Source organism: Mycetocola sp. Y442, from assembly GCF_056898615.1.
On record NZ_JBXHBV010000003.1, the window covers coordinates 592347 to 614347 of the forward strand.

General features: G+C 65.3%; 23 protein-coding genes. 14 read left to right on the forward strand and 9 right to left on the reverse strand.

Annotated elements, in window-relative coordinates:
* The first annotated feature begins 66 nt into the window (after window positions 1–66).
* A complete protein-coding gene (locus AC1X6S_RS14340; protein ID WP_483406428.1) occupies window positions 67–864 on the forward strand; it encodes a tryptophan-rich sensory protein in 798 nt (265 codons plus the stop codon).
* A gap of 354 nt (window positions 865–1218) precedes the next feature.
* On the opposite strand, the gene AC1X6S_RS14345 is transcribed toward AC1X6S_RS14340, so the two are convergent.
* From AC1X6S_RS14345 to AC1X6S_RS14360, 4 genes are all read right to left on the reverse strand, one after another.
* The gene (locus tag AC1X6S_RS14345) at window positions 1219–2115 is read right to left on the reverse strand and encodes a 3-methyladenine DNA glycosylase (protein WP_483406429.1); all 897 of its coding nucleotides are present in this window, start codon (window positions 2113–2115) and stop codon (window positions 1219–1221) included.
* Window positions 2116–2168: 53 nt separating this feature from the next.
* Entirely contained in the window at window positions 2169–3173 is a 1005-nt protein-coding gene (locus AC1X6S_RS14350) for a sugar phosphate isomerase/epimerase family protein (RefSeq protein WP_483406430.1), read from the reverse strand.
* A gap of 47 nt (window positions 3174–3220) precedes the next feature.
* Window positions 3221–4372 carry a Gfo/Idh/MocA family protein gene (locus AC1X6S_RS14355; RefSeq protein WP_483406716.1) on the reverse strand — a complete coding sequence of 384 codons (1152 nt, stop codon included), beginning with the start codon at window positions 4370–4372 and terminating at the stop codon, window positions 3221–3223.
* Window positions 4373–4624: 252 nt separating this feature from the next.
* On the reverse strand, window positions 4625–4915 hold the full coding sequence (locus AC1X6S_RS14360) for a DUF4287 domain-containing protein (RefSeq protein ID WP_483406431.1): 291 nt from the start codon (window positions 4913–4915) through the stop codon (window positions 4625–4627).
* A gap of 203 nt (window positions 4916–5118) precedes the next feature.
* Between AC1X6S_RS14360 and AC1X6S_RS14365 the strand changes: the two genes are divergently transcribed.
* The 9 genes from AC1X6S_RS14365 to AC1X6S_RS14405 all read left to right on the forward strand — a co-directional run bounded on the left by AC1X6S_RS14365 (window position 5119) and on the right by AC1X6S_RS14405 (window position 14760).
* Window positions 5119–6768 carry an ABC1 kinase family protein gene (locus tag AC1X6S_RS14365; RefSeq protein ID WP_483406432.1) on the forward strand — a complete coding sequence of 550 codons (1650 nt, stop codon included), beginning with the start codon at window positions 5119–5121 and terminating at the stop codon, window positions 6766–6768.
* Between the two features lie 109 nt (window positions 6769–6877).
* Window positions 6878–7366: a glutathione peroxidase gene (locus tag AC1X6S_RS14370; RefSeq protein WP_483406433.1), complete on the forward strand. Its 489-nt coding sequence runs from the start codon at window positions 6878–6880 to the stop codon at window positions 7364–7366.
* Between the two features lie 181 nt (window positions 7367–7547).
* On the forward strand, window positions 7548–8717 hold the full coding sequence (locus AC1X6S_RS14375) for an ROK family transcriptional regulator (protein ID WP_483406434.1): 1170 nt from the start codon (window positions 7548–7550) through the stop codon (window positions 8715–8717).
* A gap of 155 nt (window positions 8718–8872) precedes the next feature.
* Entirely contained in the window at window positions 8873–10174 is a 1302-nt protein-coding gene (locus tag AC1X6S_RS14380) for an ABC transporter substrate-binding protein (protein WP_483406435.1), read from the forward strand.
* 82 nt (window positions 10175–10256) lie between these two features.
* Entirely contained in the window at window positions 10257–11147 is an 891-nt protein-coding gene (locus AC1X6S_RS14385; RefSeq protein WP_483406436.1) for a carbohydrate ABC transporter permease, read from the forward strand.
* On the forward strand, window positions 11137–12039 hold the full coding sequence (locus AC1X6S_RS14390; RefSeq protein WP_483406437.1) for a carbohydrate ABC transporter permease: 903 nt from the start codon (window positions 11137–11139) through the stop codon (window positions 12037–12039). Before AC1X6S_RS14385 ends, AC1X6S_RS14390 begins: the two co-directional genes overlap by 11 nt.
* A gap of 11 nt (window positions 12040–12050) precedes the next feature.
* Window positions 12051–13091 carry a Gfo/Idh/MocA family protein gene (locus tag AC1X6S_RS14395; protein WP_483406438.1) on the forward strand — a complete coding sequence of 347 codons (1041 nt, stop codon included), beginning with the start codon at window positions 12051–12053 and terminating at the stop codon, window positions 13089–13091.
* Window positions 13088–14143: a Gfo/Idh/MocA family protein gene (locus AC1X6S_RS14400; protein WP_483406439.1), complete on the forward strand. Its 1056-nt coding sequence runs from the start codon at window positions 13088–13090 to the stop codon at window positions 14141–14143. The genes AC1X6S_RS14395 and AC1X6S_RS14400 overlap by 4 nt, the downstream gene beginning before the upstream one ends.
* A gap of 296 nt (window positions 14144–14439) precedes the next feature.
* Window positions 14440–14760 (forward strand): TFIIB-type zinc ribbon-containing protein, encoded by a 321-nt coding sequence (locus tag AC1X6S_RS14405; RefSeq protein ID WP_483406440.1) that lies wholly within the window; start codon window positions 14440–14442, stop codon window positions 14758–14760.
* A gap of 99 nt (window positions 14761–14859) precedes the next feature.
* Here AC1X6S_RS14405 and AC1X6S_RS14410 read toward each other — a convergent pair whose 3' ends face one another.
* The 5 genes from AC1X6S_RS14410 to AC1X6S_RS14430 form a co-directional block, all read right to left on the reverse strand.
* Entirely contained in the window at window positions 14860–15177 is a 318-nt protein-coding gene (locus tag AC1X6S_RS14410) for an ArsR/SmtB family transcription factor (protein WP_483406441.1), read from the reverse strand.
* Window positions 15177–15869 carry an SRPBCC family protein gene (locus AC1X6S_RS14415; RefSeq protein ID WP_483406442.1) on the reverse strand — a complete coding sequence of 231 codons (693 nt, stop codon included), beginning with the start codon at window positions 15867–15869 and terminating at the stop codon, window positions 15177–15179. The genes AC1X6S_RS14410 and AC1X6S_RS14415 overlap by 1 nt, the downstream gene beginning before the upstream one ends.
* Before the next feature lie 494 nt (window positions 15870–16363).
* Window positions 16364–17656 (reverse strand): M18 family aminopeptidase, encoded by a 1293-nt coding sequence (locus AC1X6S_RS14420; protein WP_483406443.1) that lies wholly within the window; start codon window positions 17654–17656, stop codon window positions 16364–16366.
* A gap of 48 nt (window positions 17657–17704) precedes the next feature.
* Window positions 17705–18460, reverse strand: a complete 756-nt coding sequence (locus AC1X6S_RS14425; protein WP_483406717.1) for an SDR family NAD(P)-dependent oxidoreductase — start codon at window positions 18458–18460, stop codon at window positions 17705–17707.
* 187 nt (window positions 18461–18647) lie between these two features.
* Complete coding sequence (locus tag AC1X6S_RS14430; protein WP_483406444.1) at window positions 18648–19397, reverse strand: hypothetical protein; 750 nt, start codon at window positions 19395–19397, stop codon at window positions 18648–18650.
* 132 nt (window positions 19398–19529) lie between these two features.
* Here AC1X6S_RS14430 and AC1X6S_RS14435 point away from each other — a divergent pair, with 132 nt between their 5' ends.
* From AC1X6S_RS14435 to AC1X6S_RS14450, 4 genes are all read left to right on the forward strand, one after another.
* Window positions 19530–20186 (forward strand): hypothetical protein, encoded by a 657-nt coding sequence (locus AC1X6S_RS14435; RefSeq protein WP_483406445.1) that lies wholly within the window; start codon window positions 19530–19532, stop codon window positions 20184–20186.
* A 15-nt stretch (window positions 20187–20201) separates the two neighbouring features.
* Window positions 20202–21059, forward strand: a complete 858-nt coding sequence (locus AC1X6S_RS14440; RefSeq protein WP_483406446.1) for a PRC-barrel domain-containing protein — start codon at window positions 20202–20204, stop codon at window positions 21057–21059.
* A 21-nt stretch (window positions 21060–21080) separates the two neighbouring features.
* Window positions 21081–21272: a hypothetical protein gene (locus AC1X6S_RS14445; protein WP_483406447.1), complete on the forward strand. Its 192-nt coding sequence runs from the start codon at window positions 21081–21083 to the stop codon at window positions 21270–21272.
* A 176-nt stretch (window positions 21273–21448) separates the two neighbouring features.
* Window positions 21449–21973: a metallophosphoesterase family protein gene (locus AC1X6S_RS14450; protein WP_483406448.1), complete on the forward strand. Its 525-nt coding sequence runs from the start codon at window positions 21449–21451 to the stop codon at window positions 21971–21973.
* Window positions 21974–22001 lie beyond the last annotated feature (28 nt).

Below are 22001 nucleotides of genomic sequence, written 5' to 3' on the forward strand. Positions count from 1 at the left end.
GATGCTTCGTTGTTAGGGTCAGAAATGCGCCCGACGCACGCGGGCGCCGCGACCGGGGGAAGAGCCATGAAGCACAATGACCGACTTCGACAGATCATCGTTCTCGTCAGCGCAATCATTGCGCTGATCGGGGGCTTCATCGGATCGGGAGCCGCTGGCGGCACGCCCATCGCCGAAGCGTCTGGCGGCGCACTGTCGGCGGATGCGACACCGGTCGCACCCGACGGACCGGCCTTCGGCATCTGGTCGGTGATCTACGCCGGGCTCCTGGCGTACGCGATCTGGCAACTGCTCCCCGCGCAGAAAACCGCGGAACGTCATCGCCGCCTCGGTTATCCGATCGCGTTGTCGCTCATTCTCAACGCGGCGTGGATCCTCAGCGTGCAGTTCGATGTGCTCTGGGCGAGCGTTCCGGTGATTGTGCTGCTGCTGATCGTGCTGATTGTGGCGTTCCGTATCACCCTCGCGAGTCGACCGGCCAATATCGTCGATGCCATTGTGACCGACGGCACGGTCGGGCTCTACCTCGGCTGGGTGACCATCGCGACGGTCGCCAACACGGCGGCGGTGCTCGCCGCCGTCGGATTCGACGGGTTCGGCCTCTCCCCCGATGTGTGGGGAGTCATTCTCATTGTCGTCGCCGGGATCATCGGTAGTGCGCTTGCCCTGTACAGCAAGGGACGCCTCGCGCCGACCGCAGCGCTCGGCTGGGGAATCGCCTGGGTGGCCGTCGGGCGCCTGGCTGGAGACTTCATCTCGCAGCCGACGGGCATCGCCGCGATTGTTGTGGTTGTGGTGCTCGTTGTGGTCACCGTCGTCGCCCGCATGCGTGCGCCGCGGCCGCTGCCCGAGCGCACTCGCTGAGAGCTGCCACCCGCGGTTTCGGGCGGTAATTCGGACGGCCCGCCACCAATACGACCGCGGGCCCCACGATTCTCCTCCCGAAACTGCGCCGCCGCCCCGCTCGAGCCCCGCGCCGCCCAGCCCCCAGCCACCCGGACAACCCATCCGCTCACCCAGCCACCCGGTCAGACACGGTTCGTCGGCCCCGTTCCGTTCCGTCCGTCACAGCGGCTCAACGGCCCGTTCCGTCCGTCACCACCGTTTCGGGCGGTGATTCGCGCGGCCCGTCGCCAACACGACCGCGGGCCCCACGATTCTCCTCCCGAAACTGCGCCGCCGCCCCGACGAGCAACCCAGCCGCCAATCGGCGCACGGCTACACGGGCAGGGCGACAGCCCGAGCCACGCGGATCGCGGCGACCACCCGGTGCCTCAGCGCGTTCGAGCGGTCGGCGAACGCGCGCTGCTGGCGCACGTACTCGGCCTTGCCCTCCGGCGTCTCGATCGCGACCGGATCACCGGCCCACGGCGACACGTCGTACGGTGACGCCCGCATGTCGAGCCAGCGGATGTCGCGGGCCAGGTCGAACGCGTCGAGCAGCACGTCGCCGGGCACGAGCGGGCCGAGTTTGGCCGCCCACTTGTAGACATCCATGCCGGCGTGCAGGCAGCCGGGCTGTTCGAGCTCCGGCTGATTGTCGCGGGTCGGGCTGAGGCGGTTGAGCGGCACGGCATCCGGTGTGAAGAAGCGGAACGCGTCGAAATGCGAACACCCGATGCGATGCGATTCGACGACTTCGTCGGTTCCGGTCTGCCCGAGCCGCAGCGGCACGTCGTGCCTGTGCGCCCCCTGCCGGTAGATCATCGCCCACTCGTGCAGTCCGAAGCAGCCGAACTGGCTCACCCTGGCCGCGGTCCGGGAGAGAAGCCGTTCGATGAAGTCGACGGTGGCGGACTTCGCCGCAAGAAAAGCCGCCGCGTCGACGTCGACCGCGCCGGCGGCATCCGTTCGATACCAGCGCCAGCCGGCTCGCTCGAACTCCCCCGCATCGGCGAGCGCCACGCCAACGCCCGGGTGCCACCGCCGCAGGTGGGCGGGTTTCACCGGGTAGTAGGTGAAGAGGAAGTCGTCGATCGGATGCTTCTCGCCACGTTGCACCCGTGCTCGCCAGTCGGCGGTGAGGGCATCAGCACGCTCGACGTGCGCCAGCTCGCGCGCCTGCCACTCGGCGCGTCCGAGGAGCGCGGCAGGGGCGGTGAGAGTATCGGGCACCCTTCGAGGGTAACTCGCCCGACCCCTCACCACGCCGCTGCCGGAGCAGGAACCTAGTTACCCGTGCTGAACGCGGCGTCGAAGGCCGCATCCGGAGCGGGGAAGGCGAACTTCCGGACGAACTCGAGCGCCTCGGGTGCCCCGACCAGGCGATCCATCCCCGCGTCTTCCCATTCAACCGAGAGCGGGCCGTCGTAGCCGATCGCGTTCATCATGCGGAATGCGTCTTCCCACGGCACGTCGCCGTGCCCGACCGAGATGAAGTCCCAGCCACGGCGCGGATCCGCCCACGGGAGGTGCGACGAGAGCCGCCCGTTGCGACCGTTGCCGAGGCGCTTCTTCGTGTCTTTGCAGTGCACGTGGTAGATCCGGTCCTGGAAGTCCCAGAGGAACGCCACGGGGTCAATGTCCTGCCAGACCATGTGCGACGGGTCCCAGTTGAGGCCGAACGCTTCACGGTGACCGATGGCATCCAGCGCCCGCACCGTCGTCCAGTAGTCGTACGCGATCTCCGACGGGTGCACTTCGTGCGCGAACCGCACGCCGACCTCGTCGAACACGTCGAGAATCGGGTTCCAGCGGTCGGCGAAGTCCTTATACCCGGCCTCGATCATCTCCTCGGACGCCGGCGGGAACATCGCGACGTACTTCCAGATCGCCGAGCCCGTGAACCCCGTGACCGTCTTCACGCCGAGCTTCGCCGCGAGCCTCGCGGTGTTCTTGAGCTCCTCGGCAGCGCGCTGCCGCACGCCCTCGGGGTCGCCGTCGCCCCAGACGGCATCCGACACGATGTCGCGGTGCCGCTGGTCGATCGGGTCGTCGCACACGACTTGCCCCTTGAGGTGGTTCGAGATCGTCCAGACCTTGAGGTTGTGCTTCTCCAGCAGCGCGAGCTTGCCCGCGACGTACTCCTCGTCATCCCAGCGCGACGGGTCGAGGTGGTCGCCCCAACAGGCGATCTCGAGCCCGTCATAACCCCACTCTGAGGCGAGGCGCACGACCTCTTCAAACGGCAGGTCGGCCCACTGGCCGGTGAACAACGTGACAGGACGGGTCATGAATTTACTCCTTGGTCAATGCGATCGAGAGAACGGATGCTCGGGGCTCAGTCGTTGCCGGAGGTCGCGACCCACGCGCTTCCGGACTCGGCGCTCTGCTCGACAGCCTCGAGGACCTGCTGCACCTGCAGCCCGTCGGCGAACGACGGTGTCGGCTGGCTGCCCTCGACAACGCTCACCACGAAGTCGCGGGCCTGGTGGCTGAAACCGTGCTCGTAACCGAGCATGTGGCCGGTGGGCCACCACGCTTCCATGTAGGGGTGCTGCGGTTCCGTGACGAGAATCCGAGTGAAGCCCTGGCGGTCGGCAGGCGCTGTTGCGTCATAGAAGCCGAGTTCGTTGAGGCTCTCGAGGTCGAACGAGATCGCACCCTTCGATCCGGAGACCTCGATCCGAAAGGCGTTCTTCCGCCCGGTCGACATCCGTGTCGCCTCGAACGAGCCGACGGCTCCCCCATCGAACTTGCCGGTGAACAGCGCGAGGTCGTCCACGGTGACATCACCGAGTTCGTCGGATGCCGTTCCGGACAACCCGGACGCCTCGGCGAGAATGGGCCGCTGCTTGACGAACGTTTCGAGCATGCCGCTCACGCTTGTGAGCTTTTGCCCCGTGATGAACTGGGCCAGGTCGATGGCGTGAGCTCCGATGTCGCCGAGGGCGCCGGAACCGGCGAGGTGCTTCTGCAGGCGCCAGGCGAGCGGAACCTCGGGGTCAACCAGCCAGTCCTGCAGGTAGTTCGCGCGAACCTGACGGACGTCGCCGATCGCACCGGATGCCACGAGGTCGCGGGCGAACGTCGCTGCGGGAACGCGTCGGTAGGTGAAGCCCACCATGGCGTAGACACCCTTGGCTGCGGCCTTTTCTGCGGCGTCGGCCATGGCCCTGGCCTCCTCGACGGTGTTCGCGAGGGGCTTCTCGCAGAGGACGTGCTTGCCCGCCTCGAGCGCCGCGATCGCGATGTCGACGTGCGAGTCGCCGGGGGTGACGATGTCGATCACGTCGATATCGTCGCGCGCGACAGCATCCCGCCAGTCCGTCGCCGTTTCGGCCCAGCCGAACTTCTCCGCGGCGGCCTTCGTCGCTTCCACGTTGCGACCAACGAGTAACGTCATCTCCGGCTCGGCCGGCAGGTCGAAGAACCGCGGTGCGACCCTCCAGCCCTGTGAGTGGGCGGCTCCCATGAAGCCGTATCCGATCATGGCGATTCGAAGTGGTCGCTTGGCAGTGGTCACAGTGTCTCCGTCTGAGTATTCCGATCGAGGATCGACGGGGCTGTGCTGGCCGGGGCGGTCCTCGTCGACGCTGCCACGATAACAGAATCCACCGACGTGAAACGGGTTTCGTTGCGCTGCACGACATATCCCCAGTCCCGCGGAGGCCGAAAGCATCCGTTGCGGTCGAAAACATCGGTTGCGCCGGGTGTTCTCGACCGGAACTGATGCTCTCGCGGGTCACGCGGGCTTCGTCGCCTTGCCATCGAGCCACAGCGTGTCGGACTCGTCGCTGTGGGCACCCGCTGTCCCGACAAATTTCGCGTCGATCTGCGGGCCCTTTTTAATCACGTGCACGAGTGCCATTCCATGCCCGCGACCGAGGCCGTAGTCGTCCTTCAGCCACTCGAGCACCTCGCCTGCCTTCGCGGACTCGCCGTCGAACCCTCTCTCCCGCGCGATCTCGACGAGCTGACGCGGGGTGAGCCCTGTCTTGTCCTCGATCGCATCGAGGTACGCCTGAAATGACATCCGGTTCCCTTCGGTGACGCGACAACTCGACCCTGTTCCCGCGCCGACTCGACCGATACGGTTGCCTCAGCAAAAAGTGCGGGAGTGCGGGTTCGCCGCTGATGACAGGGATCCTAGCCACACCGCCCCGCGCTGCATAGGCCCACTGTGACTGTCGGAAGGTCCTGAATGACCCATCACCGCCCGGACCCGGGGAGCCAATCATGACGCCATCGAGCCGACTGGATCGATACGCGGAGATCGCCAAGGTGCTGAGCCGAAACGGCTTCGGCGCCCTTGCCGGTGGGCTCGGACTCGGGCGGTGGATCAGCCCTGCCGATTCGGCGAGGGCCGAGAAGCGCAACCCGAGCGCCGAGCGCCTGCGCATGGCTCTCGAGGAACTCGGACCGACCTTCATCAAGGTGGGCCAGCTGCTGTCGACCCGCGCCGACCTCCTGCCGCCGGACTACATCGCCGAGCTGTCCAAGCTGCAGTCGAGCGCGCCACCCGTGGCGAGTGCCGTCGTGATGAACGTGATCGAGTCCGAACTCGGTGCCCCGACCTCGGAACTGTTCGCGGAGTTCACCGAAGAACCCCTGGCCAGCGCGTCTATCGGCCAGGCTCACGCCGCAATGCTGAAAGACGGCACACGCGTCGTCGTCAAAGTGCGGCGCCCTGGAGCCGTGGCCCAGGTTCATGAGGACCTCGAGATTTTGACCAACCTGGCCAGCCAGGCCGAGGCGCGCTGGGAACTCGCCGCCGATTACGACCTGGTCGGACTCATTGACCAGTTCTCCGTGACGATCCGTGCCGAGCTCGACTATCTGACCGAGGCCAGGAACGCCGAACGGTTCGCCGAGAATTTCCGGGACAGCAGGATTCACATCCCCCGGGTCTTCTGGGAGACCACGACATCGAGGGTGCTGACGCTCGAGCGGATCACGGGAGTTCGGGTCGACGACCTGCCCGCGCTCGACGCGGCCGGCGTTGACCGTTCCGAGGTGATTACCCTCGCCGTCGACGCCGTCTGCCAGATGGTGTTCGTCGACGGTTTCTTCCACGCAGACCCCCACCCGGGAAACCTGTTCATCGAGACGGACGGCCGGATCGGGCTGATCGACTTCGGTATGGTCGGCTCCATCGACGAGAAGATGCGCGACCACCTCGTCTCCCTGTTCTCAGCGCTCCTCCAGGGCGATCCCGACCACATCGCCTCGGCGGTCCTCACCGTCACGTCGACATCGGCCCACGTGAACCGCCCGCACCTGCGCCGGGACTTCGCCCACTTCATGACCCTCTACTCGGGCAAGCAACTCGCCGAGCTCGAAATCGGTGCCATGGTCGCCGAACTCCTGGGCGTGCTGCGCCGCCACCGGCTGCAACTCGACCCCCAGCTCGTTCTGCTGCTGCGGATGCTCTCGATGATCGAGGGCATCGGCGTGCGCCTCGATCCCACCTTCCGGCTCAGCGTCGCCCTGCAGCCCTATGCGACGCGCTTTGCCGCCGAGCGGTTCTCGCCACGAGCGCTGGTGAGTCGGGCCTCGGAGATCGGCCGCCAGCTCGCGGCGCTCGGCGTGGAACTGCCGGAGAAGCTCCGGATGCTGTCGGATTCGATCGGGCCGGACGGCATCGAGATCCAGGTGCGCGCTGAGGGACTCGACCCGATCATGGGCCGGGTCGAGAAGATCGGCAACCGGCTCGTCGTTGCGATGATCGCCTCAGCGCTGATTCGGGGAATCGGCGAGTTCACCGTCTCGGGCGATTCCCGCTGGCGTGCCTGGAGTGAACCGCTCATGCGCGTCGGGATCGGCTCCCTCGGCGCGCTCAGCGCCTACCTGGCCGTGTCGGCACGGCACCGCCGCAAACTGCGCTAGTGGCCATCCGCTCCCCCGGCGCACCGCCGCAGTGCCCCGATCACGCACAAAGATGCAGTAACTGCACGATTCGCAGCCAACCCCAAGCATCCGGGCATACTCTCTGGCCATGAGCATCCGCGATATCCCCCTGACCACGATCTCCGGCGGCACCACCACCCTGGCTGAGCACAAGGACAAGGTCGTTGTTGTCGTCAACGTTGCGTCGAAATGTGGCCTCGCGCCGCAGTACGACGTTCTCGAGGCCATGTACGAGAAGTATCGCGATCGCGGCTTCGTCGTTCTCGGCTTTCCGAGCAACCAGTTCTTCCAGGAGCCGGGCGAGGGCGAGGCCATCGAGGAGGCCTGCCGCATCAACCACGGCGTGACCTTCCCGATCATGCAGAAAATCAGGGTCAACGGCAAGGACGCTGCTCCCCTGTACAAAGAGCTGACCAAGACGCCGGATGCCAGCGGCAAGGCTGGCAAGGTCAAGTGGAACTTCGAGAAGTTCGTCATCACACCCGATGACACGGTGTACCGGTTCCGGCCGACGACGGCGCCCGACTCCCCCGAGATCGTCTCGGTCATCGAGGGCGCACTCGCCCCAGCCGCCTGATACGAAAACGGATGCCGTCCCGCACTAGTGCGGGACGGCATCTTTTTTGTCTACGCAGCGTCATTCAGTTTCGTTTACCCAGCGTCATCCAGAGTTTACATAGGGTGGTTTCATAACCTGCTATGTTAATTCGACCGCCCCCACTCACGGACGGCGACGGGCACGCATTGGAGACGACAGCATGACCTCACTGAGTCCAGCTGACATCAGGCACGTCAACGCTTTGAGCTGTGTCCACGTGTTGCGGAGCGCACCGGGGGCACTGAGCATTTCCGACGTCGCCGCCCGCACGGGTCTCTCCCGCCCGACCGTCGAGGCTGTCGTCGTCGATCTGGAATCTCGCGGGCTCTTGACCGAGGAACCCGCGACTCCCACCCCGTCGATCGGCGGGCGGCCGGCTCGCCATTACCGCTTCGACGCCGACAGCTCGATCGTCGCCGGAATCGATGCGGGGCCCAACAACATCCGCGTGATCCTCGCGAACCTTCGAGGCACGCTCGTCGGACGGTACGATCGCCAGATCTCGGGCCCGCTTAGCGGAGCCGAGCGCGTAGACGCCGTGATCTCTGCGGTTCACGAGGCCCTCACCCGCTCGGAGCTGACTCAGGACAAGCTGCAGGCCGCCTGCGTGGGAGTATCCGGCATCGTCAGCGACGATGGTGCTATCTCACAGAGCTTCGTGGTTCCCGAATGGAACGGTGTCGGCGTTGCCAGCCAGATCAGCGAGAAATTTGGAGCACACGTCTTTCTCGAGAACGACATCAAGCTCGCCGGATTCGCCGAACACCACCTCGGTGCCGCCGAGCTTGCCGAGAACATCATCTATCTGCAGATCGGCAACCGGATCTCGATGTCGCTCATGATCGGCGGCAATATCCACCAGGGCGCCCACCGCAGTTCGGGCGAGATCGGCAGCCAGCGGGGGATGCGCTGGACGAGCACAGCGGTGCACGGGCAGCTCATGTGGTCGTCAGCGCCAACGGCGGAACAGGTCTTCGCGAATGCACGGCAGGGCGACGACGACGCAATCGCAGAAATCCAGAGATTTGTCGCGGAAATCGCGCCGCACGTCACCATGGTCGCTCTCGCGTTAGATCCCGACCTCATCGTCGTCGGCGGTGGCCTTTCGCGCTCGAGCGACTACTTCGTCGACCTGCTGCGCACCGAAATCCACCGTCTGGTCATGCTCGAGGGAAAGCCGTCGATCGCGGGATCCACCCTCGGCTCGGACGGCACCCTGTTCGGCGCACTGGCACTCGCTTTTCAGAACTCGTCACAGGCTCTCTTCGGCATCGAAGGCGTTCCTGTGCCTGATCTCGCCTATCCGGGCAGCGACGGGGGTATCGCATGAGCGAGCTCCGGGCTGCTGAATCACTTCGCAACGGTTCAGCACCAAAGCGGACTGATCCGCTCCCCACCGACCTGCGTCTCAATTTCGAGAACGGCCGGGAACGGTCAAAGCACTGAAGAAGTAACACTGCCCTAATCAATGAAGAAGGAGTACGAATGCGGTTATCTCGAGCGGTCGTGGCTGTTGCAGCCTCAGCGATGCTGTTGTCAGGATGTTCAGCAGGTTCAGGAGGCGGCGAGGCCACGGGAGAGATCTCCCTGCCGTCAGACCCCACCAAGGTGAAGGGCGATATCACCTACGCAATCTGGGACATCAACCAGCAGCCGGCGATGGAGGAATTGATCGCCGATTTCAACACGACATACCCCAACGTGGAGGTGTCGGTCGAGCTCACCGCGTTCGAGCAGTACTTCACCAAGCTGCAGACGCAGGGCTCGTCAGATTCGCTGCCTGACGTCTTCTGGATGAACGGTCCGAACCTTCAGTTGTTCGCCAGCAATGGCCTGCTTGCGCCGATCAAGCCATTCGTCGACGCCGACCTGATCGACCCGGCGAATTACCCGGATGCCATGAATGAGATCTACAGCCTCGACGGTGAGCAGTACGGCGTGCCGAAGGACTTCGACACCATCGGGCTGCTCTACAACAAGGCCATCCTCGAGCGTGCCGGCGTTGAAGCGCCAACGGACGACTGGACCTGGGACGATTACCACGCCGCGGCGAAGACCGTCTCCGACACCCTCGGTGGCGAAGGCATCGTCGGCTCAGCTGACACCACCCGCAACCAGGAGAACATTTACCCCGCCGTCATGAGCAATGGCGGAACGATCATCACCGAGGACGGCGAATCGGGTTACAACAGTCCCGAGGCCATCGAGGCCGTGCAGTTCTGGGCCGACATGGCGGCTGACGGTTCAAGCATCACCCCGGCCGAGAACGCTGACACGAACGGGTTCGTGCGGCTCCAGAACGGCAAGGCAGCGATGATGTGGGGCGGCAACTGGCGCATTTCCGGCATGCTCGACTCCGCCGTGAAGGATGACCTCAGCGTCGCCAAAATCCCGCTCGCCCCCACCGGCGAGCGCAAAACCGTCATCCACGGAGTTGGCAACGTGATGAGCGCAAAGTCGGAGAACCCCGAAGCAGCCCAAGCGTTCCTGAGCTACCTCGCCTCCGAGGATGCTGCGCTGATCCAGGCGGCGGCCGGCGCGGCCAACCCCGCATTCACCGGTACGCAGCAGGACTTCGTCGACTCGGCTCCGACCTACAACCTCGAGGTCTTCGGAGACGCCGCTGAGGACTACTCGGTCGCGTACCCCGTGTCGAAGAACACCGGCGCGTGGCTCAAGATCGAGTCCGATCTGCTCCCGGCTGCGGTCTCGGGCGATCGTCCCGTCGCCGAGGTCCTTGAAGAGCTCGCCGAGAAGATGAACGAGTCGCTGGCGAAAGAGAAGTAGGCGATCGAATCGCTCGTGGGTGCTGTCGCAGACGCGGCAGCACCCACTCCCCCCGGCCGCCAGGCGTCAAGGAGACCTGCCCATGAAACGAAATACCCTCACCCGTGACGGCTGGTGGCCGGTGCTCTTCGTCGCGCCGCTGTTTGCCGGCGTCACCCTCTTCTACCTCTGGCCACTCGCCCAGTCCCTCTATTACAGCTTCACCGAGTGGGGTGTGTTTGGCGGTTCGACGTGGACCGGCCTTGAGAACTACATTCGGCTCGTCTCAGACGCGGATGTCTACCGGGCGATCCTCAACACCTTTGTGTACACCGGCATCCTGCTTCTGGGAATTCCGATCGCCGTGGTATTCGCCGCCCTGCTCAACCGTCCGAGCCTCAAGTTCGCGATGGTCTACCGAACGTGCTTCTTCCTGCCCTACATCGCGATGCCGACGGCGATCTCGATGGTCTGGAGGATCATCTACAACAATGACTACGGCGTCATCAACGCGGCACTTGCGGTCGTCGGCATCGACGGGCCGGCGTGGATCTCGACCGAGTGGTTCTCCCTCATCGCCGTGGCGATCATGGGCCTCTGGATGTCGCTCGGGTTCAACATGATCATCCTCTCGGCCGGGCTCAAGGGAATCCCGCCCGAACTCTACGAGGCAACCTCCATCGATGGGGCCAATCACTGGCTGCAGTTCCGGTCCATCACCGTTCCCCTGCTGAGCCCGTCCATCTTCTTCCTCTCGGTGATGACGCTCATCTCGGGTTTCCAGTTGTTCGACATGCTCTACGCGCTCCTTGGCCCTGGCAACCCCGTCATGCCGAAGACGCAATCGCTCGTCTTCCTCTTCTATGACGCAGCGTTCAGCGCCAATGAGAAGGGTTACGCGTCAGCGATCGGTGTGCTGATTCTCTTGATCATCGGTCTCTTCACGTTCATGCAGTTCCGCCTCCAGCGCAGATGGGTCCACTATGTCGACTGACACTGAAGTACGCCTGGCCGCGACCGAACGTCCCGCAGCGAGCGAGGCCCGCCAGCGAAACACACGGACGACGCCCAGGGAGGGTCGCAACTGGGGTGCGCACATCGTGCTCATCGCCGCCTCGATCCTGATGATCTTCCCCTTCATCTGGCAGATCAAGATGTCGGTGTCGACCCAGGCCGACATCACCGCGGTTCCGCCGGTCCTGATCCCCTCGAGCTTCGAGTGGGGCAACTTCGCCGAGGTCTTCACCCGGTTACCGTTCCTTGACCAGTTCTGGGTGTCGCTCGCGGTGACCGTGCTGCGCACCATTGCGCAGGTCATCCTTTGTTCGATGGCCGGCTATGCCTTCGCCCGCATGCACTTCCGCTTCAAGGGTGTGCTGCTCGCGCTCCTGCTGTCGATCCTGATGGTGCCCGGCCAGGTCTACCTGATCCCGCAGTACCAGATCATTCAGGGCGCAGGCCTCCTCGACACCATCCTCGGCATCGCCGCCCCCGGCCTGTTCAGCGCATTCGGCACGTTCCTGATGATGCAGTTCTTCAAGGGGATGCCTGCGGAACTCGAACAGGCGGCCCGGCTTGACGGGTGCAACAGCTGGCAAATCTTCTGGCGAGTCATGCTTCCGCTCGCCAAACCGGGCCTGGTTTCGCTCACCATCATCACGGTGCTGGCGTCGTGGAACGACCTCCTCTGGCCGCTCGTCGTCGCGAGCACTCCCGACAAGATGCCGCTCTCGGTCGGACTCGCCACCCTGCAGGGCTACCAGGGCAGCGTCGACACCGGAGTGCTCATGGCCGCCTCGCTCATGGCGATGGCACCCATCCTGATCACCTTCATCATCCTTCAACGCCGCGTCGTTGAAGGCATCGCCCACGCGGGTCTGAAATGAAAGAAAACGCAATGCACAACTCTTCATACACCGACGCAGGTGAGCAGCGTCTCATCGTCGCACTGATCGGCGCAGGCGCCATCTCGCGGGTGCACGCATCCGCCTGGAAGAAGCTCGGAGCCGAGGTTCTCGTTTTCTCCGAGGCCGGCGCCGCCGAACTCGCCGAGAAGTTCGGGTTCGAGGTTGTCGACACGCTCGACGAGGCGCTCCGCCGCGCGGACTGTGTGGACATCGTCACCCCGACGAGCACCCACCGTGCCTTCGCCCTCGCGGCGATCGATGCCGGGAAAGACATCGTCTGCGAAAAGCCGCTCACCCTGACGGCGAGAGATTCCCGCGAGGTATACGACGCTGCTTCAGCGGCAGGCGTCCACATCTACCCTGCGCACGTCGTTCGGTTCACCGGGCCGTATGTCGCTGCACACAAAGCCGTGGAAGCTGGCAAGGTCGGCAAGGTCGCCGTCGCCCGGTTCTTCCGCGGCGGCTCGAGCCCGGCCGTGGGAACCTGGTTTCAGGACGAAGCGGCATCCGGTGGCATCATCATGGACCTGATGATTCACGACCTCGACCAGGCCCGCTGGACCTGCGGGGAGGTCCAGACGATCTACGCCGTTCAAAGTCCAGCGACCGTCGACAATGTCGTGCCGCCGTTCGTCTCCGCACACGTCACGCTCACCCACGTCGGTGGCGCGATCTCACACATTCGTGCCACTTGGGGAGCGATCGGGACGCCGTTCACCACGGGCTTCAGCATCGCCGGCGATGCCGGTGTCATCCGCTATGACTCGAGCCAGAACACCGGGCTAACGACGTCGTTGCACGATGCCGAACCGGACGGTCTCGTCATCCCCACCTCCGAACTGAGGGAGAGCCCGTACCTCACCGAGATCCGTGAGTTCGCCGAGGCGTTCGCGGGTGGAGCGCAGCCACGGGTCAGCGCCGAAGACGGCGCTGTCGCGGTGTACCTGGCTCAGGCCGCATACGAGTCAATTCGCACCGGAAGGGTCGTCAACATGGAAGAGTTCGGAAACGCACAGGGAGCAGCAGCATGACATCCCCACTCAAGGTCGCGATCGCATCCTTCGCCCACACGCACGCGGCGAGCTATGTCTCGGCGCTGTTGCGGATGCCCGACATTGAGGTGCTGGTCGCCGATCCCGACGGCGCCGCTGCACCGGACGCAGCTCTGCGTGGCGCAGAACTCGCGGCGAAGCTCGGCGTGAACTACGTCGACAGCTACGACGAACTGTTCGCGTGGAAGCCCGATGCCGTCGTCGTCGCCACCGAGAACTCCGGCCACCGCGCCGTCGTCGAACGAGCCGCCGGCGAGGGCGTCCACGTTCTGTGCGAAAAGCCGCTCGCGACGACCGTTGCCGACGGTGAAGCGATGGTCGCTGCCTGTGAGGCCGCGGGCGTCATCCTGATGGTGGCGTTCCCGGTACGGTTCGCCCCCGGGTTCACGGTGATGCGCGAGCACCTCGATGCCGGCCGACTCGGTGAGATGTTCGCCATCGACGGCACTAACAACGGCAAGCTGCCACTCGAGCATCGCGAGTGGTTCGTTGACCCTGAACTCTCAGGCGGCGGGGCCATCGTCGACCACGTCGTGCACTGCGCCGACCTCATCGACGCCCTCACCGGCGGCCTCCGCGCAGAATCGGTGAATGCGGCAGCCAACCGGATCCTGCACGCCGACGCAGAAATTGACGTCGAAACCGGCGGGCTCGTCACCGTGCGCTACGCCGGCGGCCTCATCGCCACCATCGATTGCTCATGGAGCCAGCCGCTCACGGCACCGACGTGGGGCGGCCTCACCCTGAAGATCACCGGAACGAAGGGCTCTGTCGAGATCGACCCGTTCGCCGAGCACGTGTCTGGCCTCGGCGTGGATGGCGGCATCCACCTGGGCTACGGCACCGACCTCGACGCACTGCTCCTGACCGAGTTCCTCGACGCCGTCCGGGTATCCGGTCCCCCGGTTGCCGGGCAGACGCCGCGCCGGGTTCCGCAGCCGGACGGCCGCGTCGGCCTCCGCACGCTCGAAATTATGGAAGCGGCGTTGCGTTCAGCCCACGCGGGTCAGCCGGTCACGGTGCCCAGCTAGATGTACTGAGTCAGGACATTGGTGACGCTCGGCTGATCGGGGTTGCTCCGATGCCGGTGTGGATGCGTTCAGTGTTGTAGTACTCCAGCCAGGGGTCAAGGGCGGCGGTTCGTCGTTGTTGTTGTTGTTGATCTCCCGGAATGCCTGGTTTCTGAACAACTCCACTACGCCCCGGAGGTTCTCCTCAGATCAAGCCCCGAAATGTCACCAACGTCATGGCCGGGTACACCTAGACGCTCAGGTTGGGCCGCATCGCCCTCCATATGATGAAGGAAACGTTCGTCTTGGAGGACATCATGAAGTGCCCAACTGACTCAACAACCCTCGTCATGAGCGAGCGAAGCGGCGTCGAGATCGACTACTGCCCCGAGTGCCGCGGCGTGTGGCTCGACCGGGGCGAGCTCGACAAGATCATCGATCGCGCCGAAGCCGAGATGACGAAGAGTGCGCCGACGCCGGCCGCAGCGCCCCGCCCGCAGTACCAGGAGCAGCGCCAGCAGGTGCCGTTCTTCGGTGAGCGCGACAACGACCGTGACCGTGACCGCCGCTACGACGACGACCGCAACGGCTACCGGAAGTCCAGGAAGGAAAGCTGGATCGCCGACCTGTTCGGCTAGAAAAACTCGCGGTTGTCACGCCGCTTTGACGTGACCGCCTGACAACGGATGCCGCCCTCACGACCTGAGGACGGCATCCGTTTGCGTCATGAGTGCTGGTCAGCGCTTTCCGCGGGCGATCTCGGTGCCCAGGGCGTCGAGGTGCTGGGTCCAGAACCCGCGGAAGTGCGCCAGCCACTCGTCGACGGCCTGGAGCGGCTCAGTGTCGACGGCGTAAATGCGCCGCCGACCGTCGGCTCGCACGGTGGTGAAGCCGTTCTCCCGCAGCACCTTGAGGTGTTGCGACACGGCGGGCTGGCTGATGCCGAACTCGGCGCTGATGATGTCGACGAGTTCGCCCGCCGGGCGTTCACTCTCGGCCAGCAGCTCGAGCAGTCGCCGCCTCACCGGGTCGCCGAGGATGTCGAAGGCGTGCACTACCCGGTGACGTCCCCGGCGACGCCCTCCGCGGGATCCGGGCCGACCCCGGTGTAGGCAGCGAGGCAGCGTGCCGCCGCGGCATCGGCATCCGCTTTCTTCTCGCCCGCAGCGATGCTCGCCTCACGCCAGGCGTCATTGCTTCGCGTCATAAAGCGGATGCCATCGGGCGATTCCATCCACGCCATGGCCTCGGCGGGATTCATGCTCGCGCCACTCGTGAGGTGAAGGGCAAGGCCGAGGAGCATCGAGTCCCAGCCAATGCCGACGGCGCCCGGGCCAAACTGCTTCCAGTCGGCGTCGTCGACGAGGGCGGTGTGCTCGACCTCGAGGGTCGCGGAGGTCTCGTCGCCGGTCAGCCGGGCGGTGACCCAGCTCACGTCGCCGCCGTACTCCCAGGTCACTTCGAGGGTGTGCGGCTCAGCGCACTCGAGAATCTCGCCGCCCGCATTGCCCTCAAGCTGGTAGTGGCCGCCGACTTTCAGGTCCCCCGTGATCGGCATGAGCCAGCGGTTGATGCGGTCGCCCGTCGTGACGGCGTTCCACAGGTCGGCCAGGCTCGTCGGGTAGGTCTGCGAGATGGTCACGACCCGTCCACTTTCACCGTCGACCTCGCGGCGGCTCAAGCGTCGTGTGACGGCGCCGATCTGGGCGGCCGTCGTCTCTGTGAGTTCCGAAGAGTTGATGTCCATGGCGCCCAACATATCAAGCGCGACTTATATATGCAAGGGCGAGTCGCCCCGCCGAGGGTGCGCCGCAGGGGTATGCCGCAACTTCGGGCGGAAATATGCAGGGCCCAGCCGCCCATACGCGACAGACCCCACGATTCTCCTCCCGAAACAACGGGGCCGGGCCGGGCGCCGGGGCGGAGACAGCCGACGAGCGGTGCCACCCCGCCGAGGGTGCGCCGCAACTTCGGGCGGAAATACACAGGCCCCGGCCGCCTACACGCGACGGACCCCACGATTCTCCTCCCGAAACACCGGAGCCGGGCGCCGGGGCGGAGACAGCCGACGAGCGGTGCCACCTCGCGGGGGGTATGCCGCAACTTCGGGCGGAAATGTGCAGGCCCCGGCCGCCCATTCGCGACAGACCCCACGATTCTCCTCCCGAAACACCGGGGCCGGGCACCCGCAACGCCCTGCGGCACACCGGCGCACGACACCGGCGCGGGCGTGGAGCCGCCCTACGCCCCCGCGAAGAACGCGCCAGCGGCGGCCGACAACCCGAAAAGGTCGTCCACATGGGCGAGTTCGCGGGCCGAGTGCATCGACAGCAGCGGCACGCCAACATCCACGACCCGAATCCCGAGCCGGGTCGCCGTCAGCGGCCCGATCGTCGATCCGCACGGCACAGTGTTGTTCGACACGAACTCCTGGTGCGGCACCCGGGCTGCGGCACACGCGCGCGTCCACAGCGCCGCACCGGCGGCATCCGTCGCGTAACGCTGGTTGGCGTTGATCTTGAGCAGCGGACCCGAGCCCGCGACCGGGTGGTTGACCGGGTCGTGCTTCTCGGGGTAGTTCGGGTGCACCGAGTGACCGGCGTCGGCAGAGAGGCACCATGACTCTGCGTAGGCACGCAGCCTGTCAGAAACGGATGCCCCGAGGCCGGCCCCGACCCGCGACAGAACATCGTCAAGAAACGGTCCAGCCGCCCCGGACCGGGTCTCGGAACCGAGCTCCTCGTGGTCGAACGCCGCGAGAACACTGATGTGCTCCGCGTCCTCAGGAGCGCCGAGCAGCGCGACGAGTCCGGCGTACACCGACGAAAGGTTGTCCATGCGACCGGACGCGAACAGCGAATCGTTGAGGCCGAACCGGCGTGGCTCCTGCGTGTCGGCGGTGAGGATGTCGTAACCGGCGACATCCCAGCTCTCCACTCCCACGATGTGCGCGAGGTAACCGATGACATCCGCTGTGCTGACGTCGCCGACGCCGAAGACGGGGGTGGTGTGCCGCTGGCGGTCGAGGGTGAGCCCGGAGTTCGCGTCGCGGTCGAGGTGGATGGCGAGCTGCGGGATCCGCAGGAACGGCCCGGTTCGCACCAGGTATTCACGGCCCTCGCGGGTGACGATGCGCCCGGCAAGCTCAAGCTCGCGATCGAGCCACGAGTTGAGCAGCGGCCCGCCGTAAATCTCGACGCCGGCCTGAAGCCAGCCGTGTGCGCCGATCGTTGGCTTCGGTTTGAGCTTGAACCCTGGGGAGTCGGTGTGAGCCCCGAGAATCCGGAAGGGTGTCGTTGAAACGGATGCCTCCGGCTGGCGCCACGCGATCACAGCACCATCGCGGATAACGTACCGTTTTCCCGCTCCGGTCGGCCATTCTTCCGATTCGTTCAGTCGCGAGAAACCCGCGACCTCAAGCCGCCGGGCCGTCTCGGCGGCCGCGTGGTACGACGACGGGCTCGCGGCGATGAACCGACCGAAGTCCTCGATGTAGGTGGCGACGGAATCGGTATGGGCGTGCGCGTCAGTCATGGTCCCATCCAATCACGGGGTGTACGGGGCGGGCCGCCACTGGCGGCCCTACTGCGCGGTGAATCCACCATCGACCACGTACTGGGATCCCGTGACGAACGAGGCGTCATCGGAGAGCAGGAAGAGGGTGACGGCGGCGACTTCCGCCGCGAGACCCAGTCGCCCGAGCGGATGCCTGGCCACGAGGGCTGTGCGCACGGCCGGCGTCATTCCCTCCAGGAGAGGAGTGTCGATATAGCCGGGATGGATCGAGTTGATCCGGATGCCCTGGGCGGCACAGCCCAGCGCCGCCGCCCTGGTCATTCCGACGACACCGAGTTTCGCCGCGGCATCCGGGATCGCGTGGGGATCGCCCACCAGTCCGAGGATCGACGACGTATTGACGATGGCTCCCCCGCCGGCCGCGATCATCGCCGGCACCTGGAAGTGCATGCCGTAGAAGACGGAGTCGAGGTTGATCCGCATCAGGCTGCGGTATGCCGCTATGTCGATCTCGGCGACTGGCTCGGTCGGTCCCCAGATGCCGGCGTTGTTGACGGCCAGGTGAAGGGCGCCGTAGGTATCGACTGCTTTTTCCACCGCTGCTCTGACGTCGTCGGGATGCGACACGTCACCGGCGATGGCCACCGCTGTTCCGCCCGCGTGGGTGATTTCCTCAACGACCGACTGGGCGACCTCGTGACGGAGATCGTTGACAACGACGCTCGCGCCCTCGTCGGCGAGTGCCATCGCGATCGCCCTTCCGATTCCGGATCCGCCACCGGTGATGACGGCAATTTTGCCTGTGAATTTCTCGGCCACGATGTTTCTCCACCCCGCTGGGCACCCGAACGGCGAGCCCGTTCTATGGAGGGTTCAGACCACCACACGACCCCGGATTTGTCACCGGTCATTGGTCCCGGCCTGAGCCGGGCGGAGCCGAGGTGGAGCCGGGGTGGAGCCGGGGTGGAGCCGGGGTGGCTGGTAATGCGGGGTGTGCGGTGCTGCGGGGTCAGGACTTCCGCAGCGCCACGAAATCCGGATGCCGTTTGAGGGCAGCTTCGCCGGCACTCCCCCACACGGCGAGCACGGCGATCGATTCGGCCTGCTCACAAATCACGAGCATCGGCGGGCGGTCCGCCAGGCGCAGCAGGACCGCACCCTGAACGAGGTGAACCGCGGTGATGCTCGCGTACTGCACATCGGCGAGACCGGTCGAGTCCCGGAGCAGGAACCGCCTGTCCGTTGCCGCAACGCTCACCTCACGGGGAGTCTCCCACGCCCGGAGCGCGGCCCTCTCCCCCGGAACACCGTCGGAATCGCGAGAGAGCACCAGCGCCCTCGCTGTCGTCAGGAGCGTCCGCGTCGCCGGTGTGAGCTGGCGGTGGCTGGCGATGACTGCTGGCCTGGCGATGAAAACCGGCTCGGTGGCATCCGTCTGTATATCTGCAGCCTTTGTGGTTTGCGGCAGCAGTCCTTTCGAGAGCGACCACAGCAGGTCACCGGCCTGTTGGGCGCCGGTCGCCGGCGGTCGCGCCGCTTCGCGCGCCTCGAGGCGCCGGCTATGGATGGCGCGGATGACGAAGAAGAGGCACACGGCCGGCACCAGAATCGCGAGGGCGAGCGACGACTCAGAGATGAACCAGCGAACCGTTGAGGCTGGGGCGTCGGATGACTCGGTGGCGATCCAGATCCAGCCGAAGCCGACGAGCGCGGCGAGGCCAATCACCAGGGGCACAAGTGGGCCATGTCGCCGTGTCACAGTCCTAATCTACGGCCTGCACCACCGCTCGGACACCAAGGGTTGAGGCACCGGTGCCGAAACCGCAACCCCTTGCATCCGGACTTGGCTAAGGCCTTGACTTGACGGACAGGCTAGGAGAGGAACAGCACAATGAGCACTCCAGAAGACAGGGACAGAACGGCGCGAGCCGCGGCGCATAACGACAACAGCTCGTCAGAGCCGCTCGCCGCTGTACCCGCTGAGTCACAGAAGTCGTACCGCGAAGACGTCGTCGCTCGCGAGAAGGAACGCTTCGGCGGAATGAAATTCGGCTCGGCATTCTTCGGTTGGCTGACCGCGACCGGACTCACCGTGATCCTGACGGCGCTGGTCGCAGCGATCGCCCTTGCCATTGCAGGTGGGGTCGACGACGTCGCGGACGACGCCATGAGCGCACAACTCGGGGGCGTTCTCGTCTCCGCGATAATCGCGCTCGTCATCCTGTTCATCGCGTACTACTGCGGCGGCTACGTTGCCGGCCGGATGGCACGGTTCGAGGGCGCGAAGCAGGGAATCGCCGTGTGGCTCTGGGCGCTCATCATCGCCATTGTCGTCGCCATTCTCGGCGCCGTTGCCGGGAACGAGTTCAACATTCTCGCCAACCTCGACGCATTCCCGCGGATCCCGACCAGCCCGGAAGAACTGACCGCCAGCGGAATCATCACGGCGCTTCTCGCGCTCGCTGTTTCCCTCGCCGGTGCTGTCCTCGGCGGACTCGCCGGTATGCGTTTCCACCGTCGCGTCGACCGGGCCGGACTCGGCCGCTAACCCTAGGGAGATCACATGCTTGATTCACGAGACGTCGGTGGCATCCAGGGCGCTCCCCTGTTCGGTGCCGACAACGAAAAGATCGGCAACATCGCACAGGTCTTCGTCGACCCGGAAACGGGCAGCCCCAACTGGGTCACGATCAAGACCGGCTTTCTCGGCCGTCATGAGTCATTCGTGCCGCTGGCAAACGCCACCTGGGATGGCGAAGTACTCAGGACGGAACTCGACAAGGAGACCGTGCTCGAAGCACCTCGCCTGAACGCCGATGAGGGGTTGAGCCCGCACAACGAGGAAGCGCTCAATCGATACTTCGGACTCAGCGATGTCGACAGCGACGGTGGAACCGCACGACCGCCGGAAGAATACCCCGAGCGAACCGAGCTGATGGAACAGGCCGCTCAGCGCAAGCGGGAGGAAGAAGCCGTCGGCGCTGAGCGACGTGACGATACCGGCGCGAGCCACGACTCGTCGAACGGCACGGCGCATGAGCCCGTGCGGGAAACTACGTACGAACCGGTTCGAGACCACGACCCGGTTCGGGATCACGACACGGTGCAGAACCACGAGTCGGTGCAGAACCACGAGCCGGTGCAGGACCGGGAGCGGGTCGAGGACCGGGTTCAGGACCGCGAGCCGGTTCAGACCAACCAGCCTGTCCAGAACCAGGCTCCCGTGCAGAACCACGAGGCGCAGAACCAGGCCCCGCTGCAGGGCACGACGCCGGTTCGGGCCGACCTTCGGGCGGATGCCGTCGGTTCAGACACCGGTCAGGCGCGCGACACCGGAGTACCCGGAGCAGACGCCGCCGCAGACGGAGACACTCGCCGGAGCGGGCCACGACACGCGGCTCAGCGCGATAGCTCCCGGTAGATATAACGGAAACGGAATGTTATGAACCAAGAAGAATATGACGACTCTACCCTTGACCAGAACTCCGACCAGAAGCCCTCTGAGGGTTTCACAGAACAAGCAACGACGGATGCCGAGACGCTCGCGCGTGATCGCAAGCGCGCCCTCGACGAGGAAGCCGTAGAAGCAGAGCACCTGGACTACTTCATGGCGCATGTTTCGGGGCAGGGCTGACGCGAGCAACCGCTGAACGCGCTAGCCGAACACGCCAGCTGAACGACAACCGCCTGAACGGCAAACTCACTGAAGGGCCGCGCTGATTCCCACGGATCGGTGGCGGCCCTTTGGCGTGCCCGGCTTTGGTTCACTCGGTATCAAGGCAGGAGCGGCGAAGATGGCAGAATCGGCCTATGCCCACAAACCTCCTGTTCCTCGCGGACACCCACGTCCCCGCGAGAGCGAAGGAGCTTCCCGCTCAGGTCTGGGCCGCGGTCGATAATGCGGATGTTGTGTTCCACGCCGGCGATTGGATCACCGAACCACTCCTTGACCAGCTTGAGAAACGCGCGAACCGTTTGGTCGGGGTGTACGGCAACAACGACGGTGCGGGCCTTCGACGGCGGCTCCCCCTCGTCGCACGGACGGAAATCGACGGCATCCGTTTTGCCATGATTCACGAGACCGGGCAGGCCAGCGGCCGAGAAAAGCGGGCTGATCTGGAGTTTCCTGATGTCGACGTGCTGGTGTTCGGACACAGCCACATCCCGTGGGACACCACGAGTCCAAACGGACTCCGACTGATCAACCCGGGTTCACCCACCGACAGGCGTCGCCAGCCGGTCTGCACCTACCTCACTGCCGTCGCCGATGGCGGAGTCCTCAGAAACGTGGAGCTCGTTCCCGTCGTGCGGGACGCCCAGCCAGGCCAGGGGTAAGTCGGGCGCAATTCGCAACCCCTTGAGT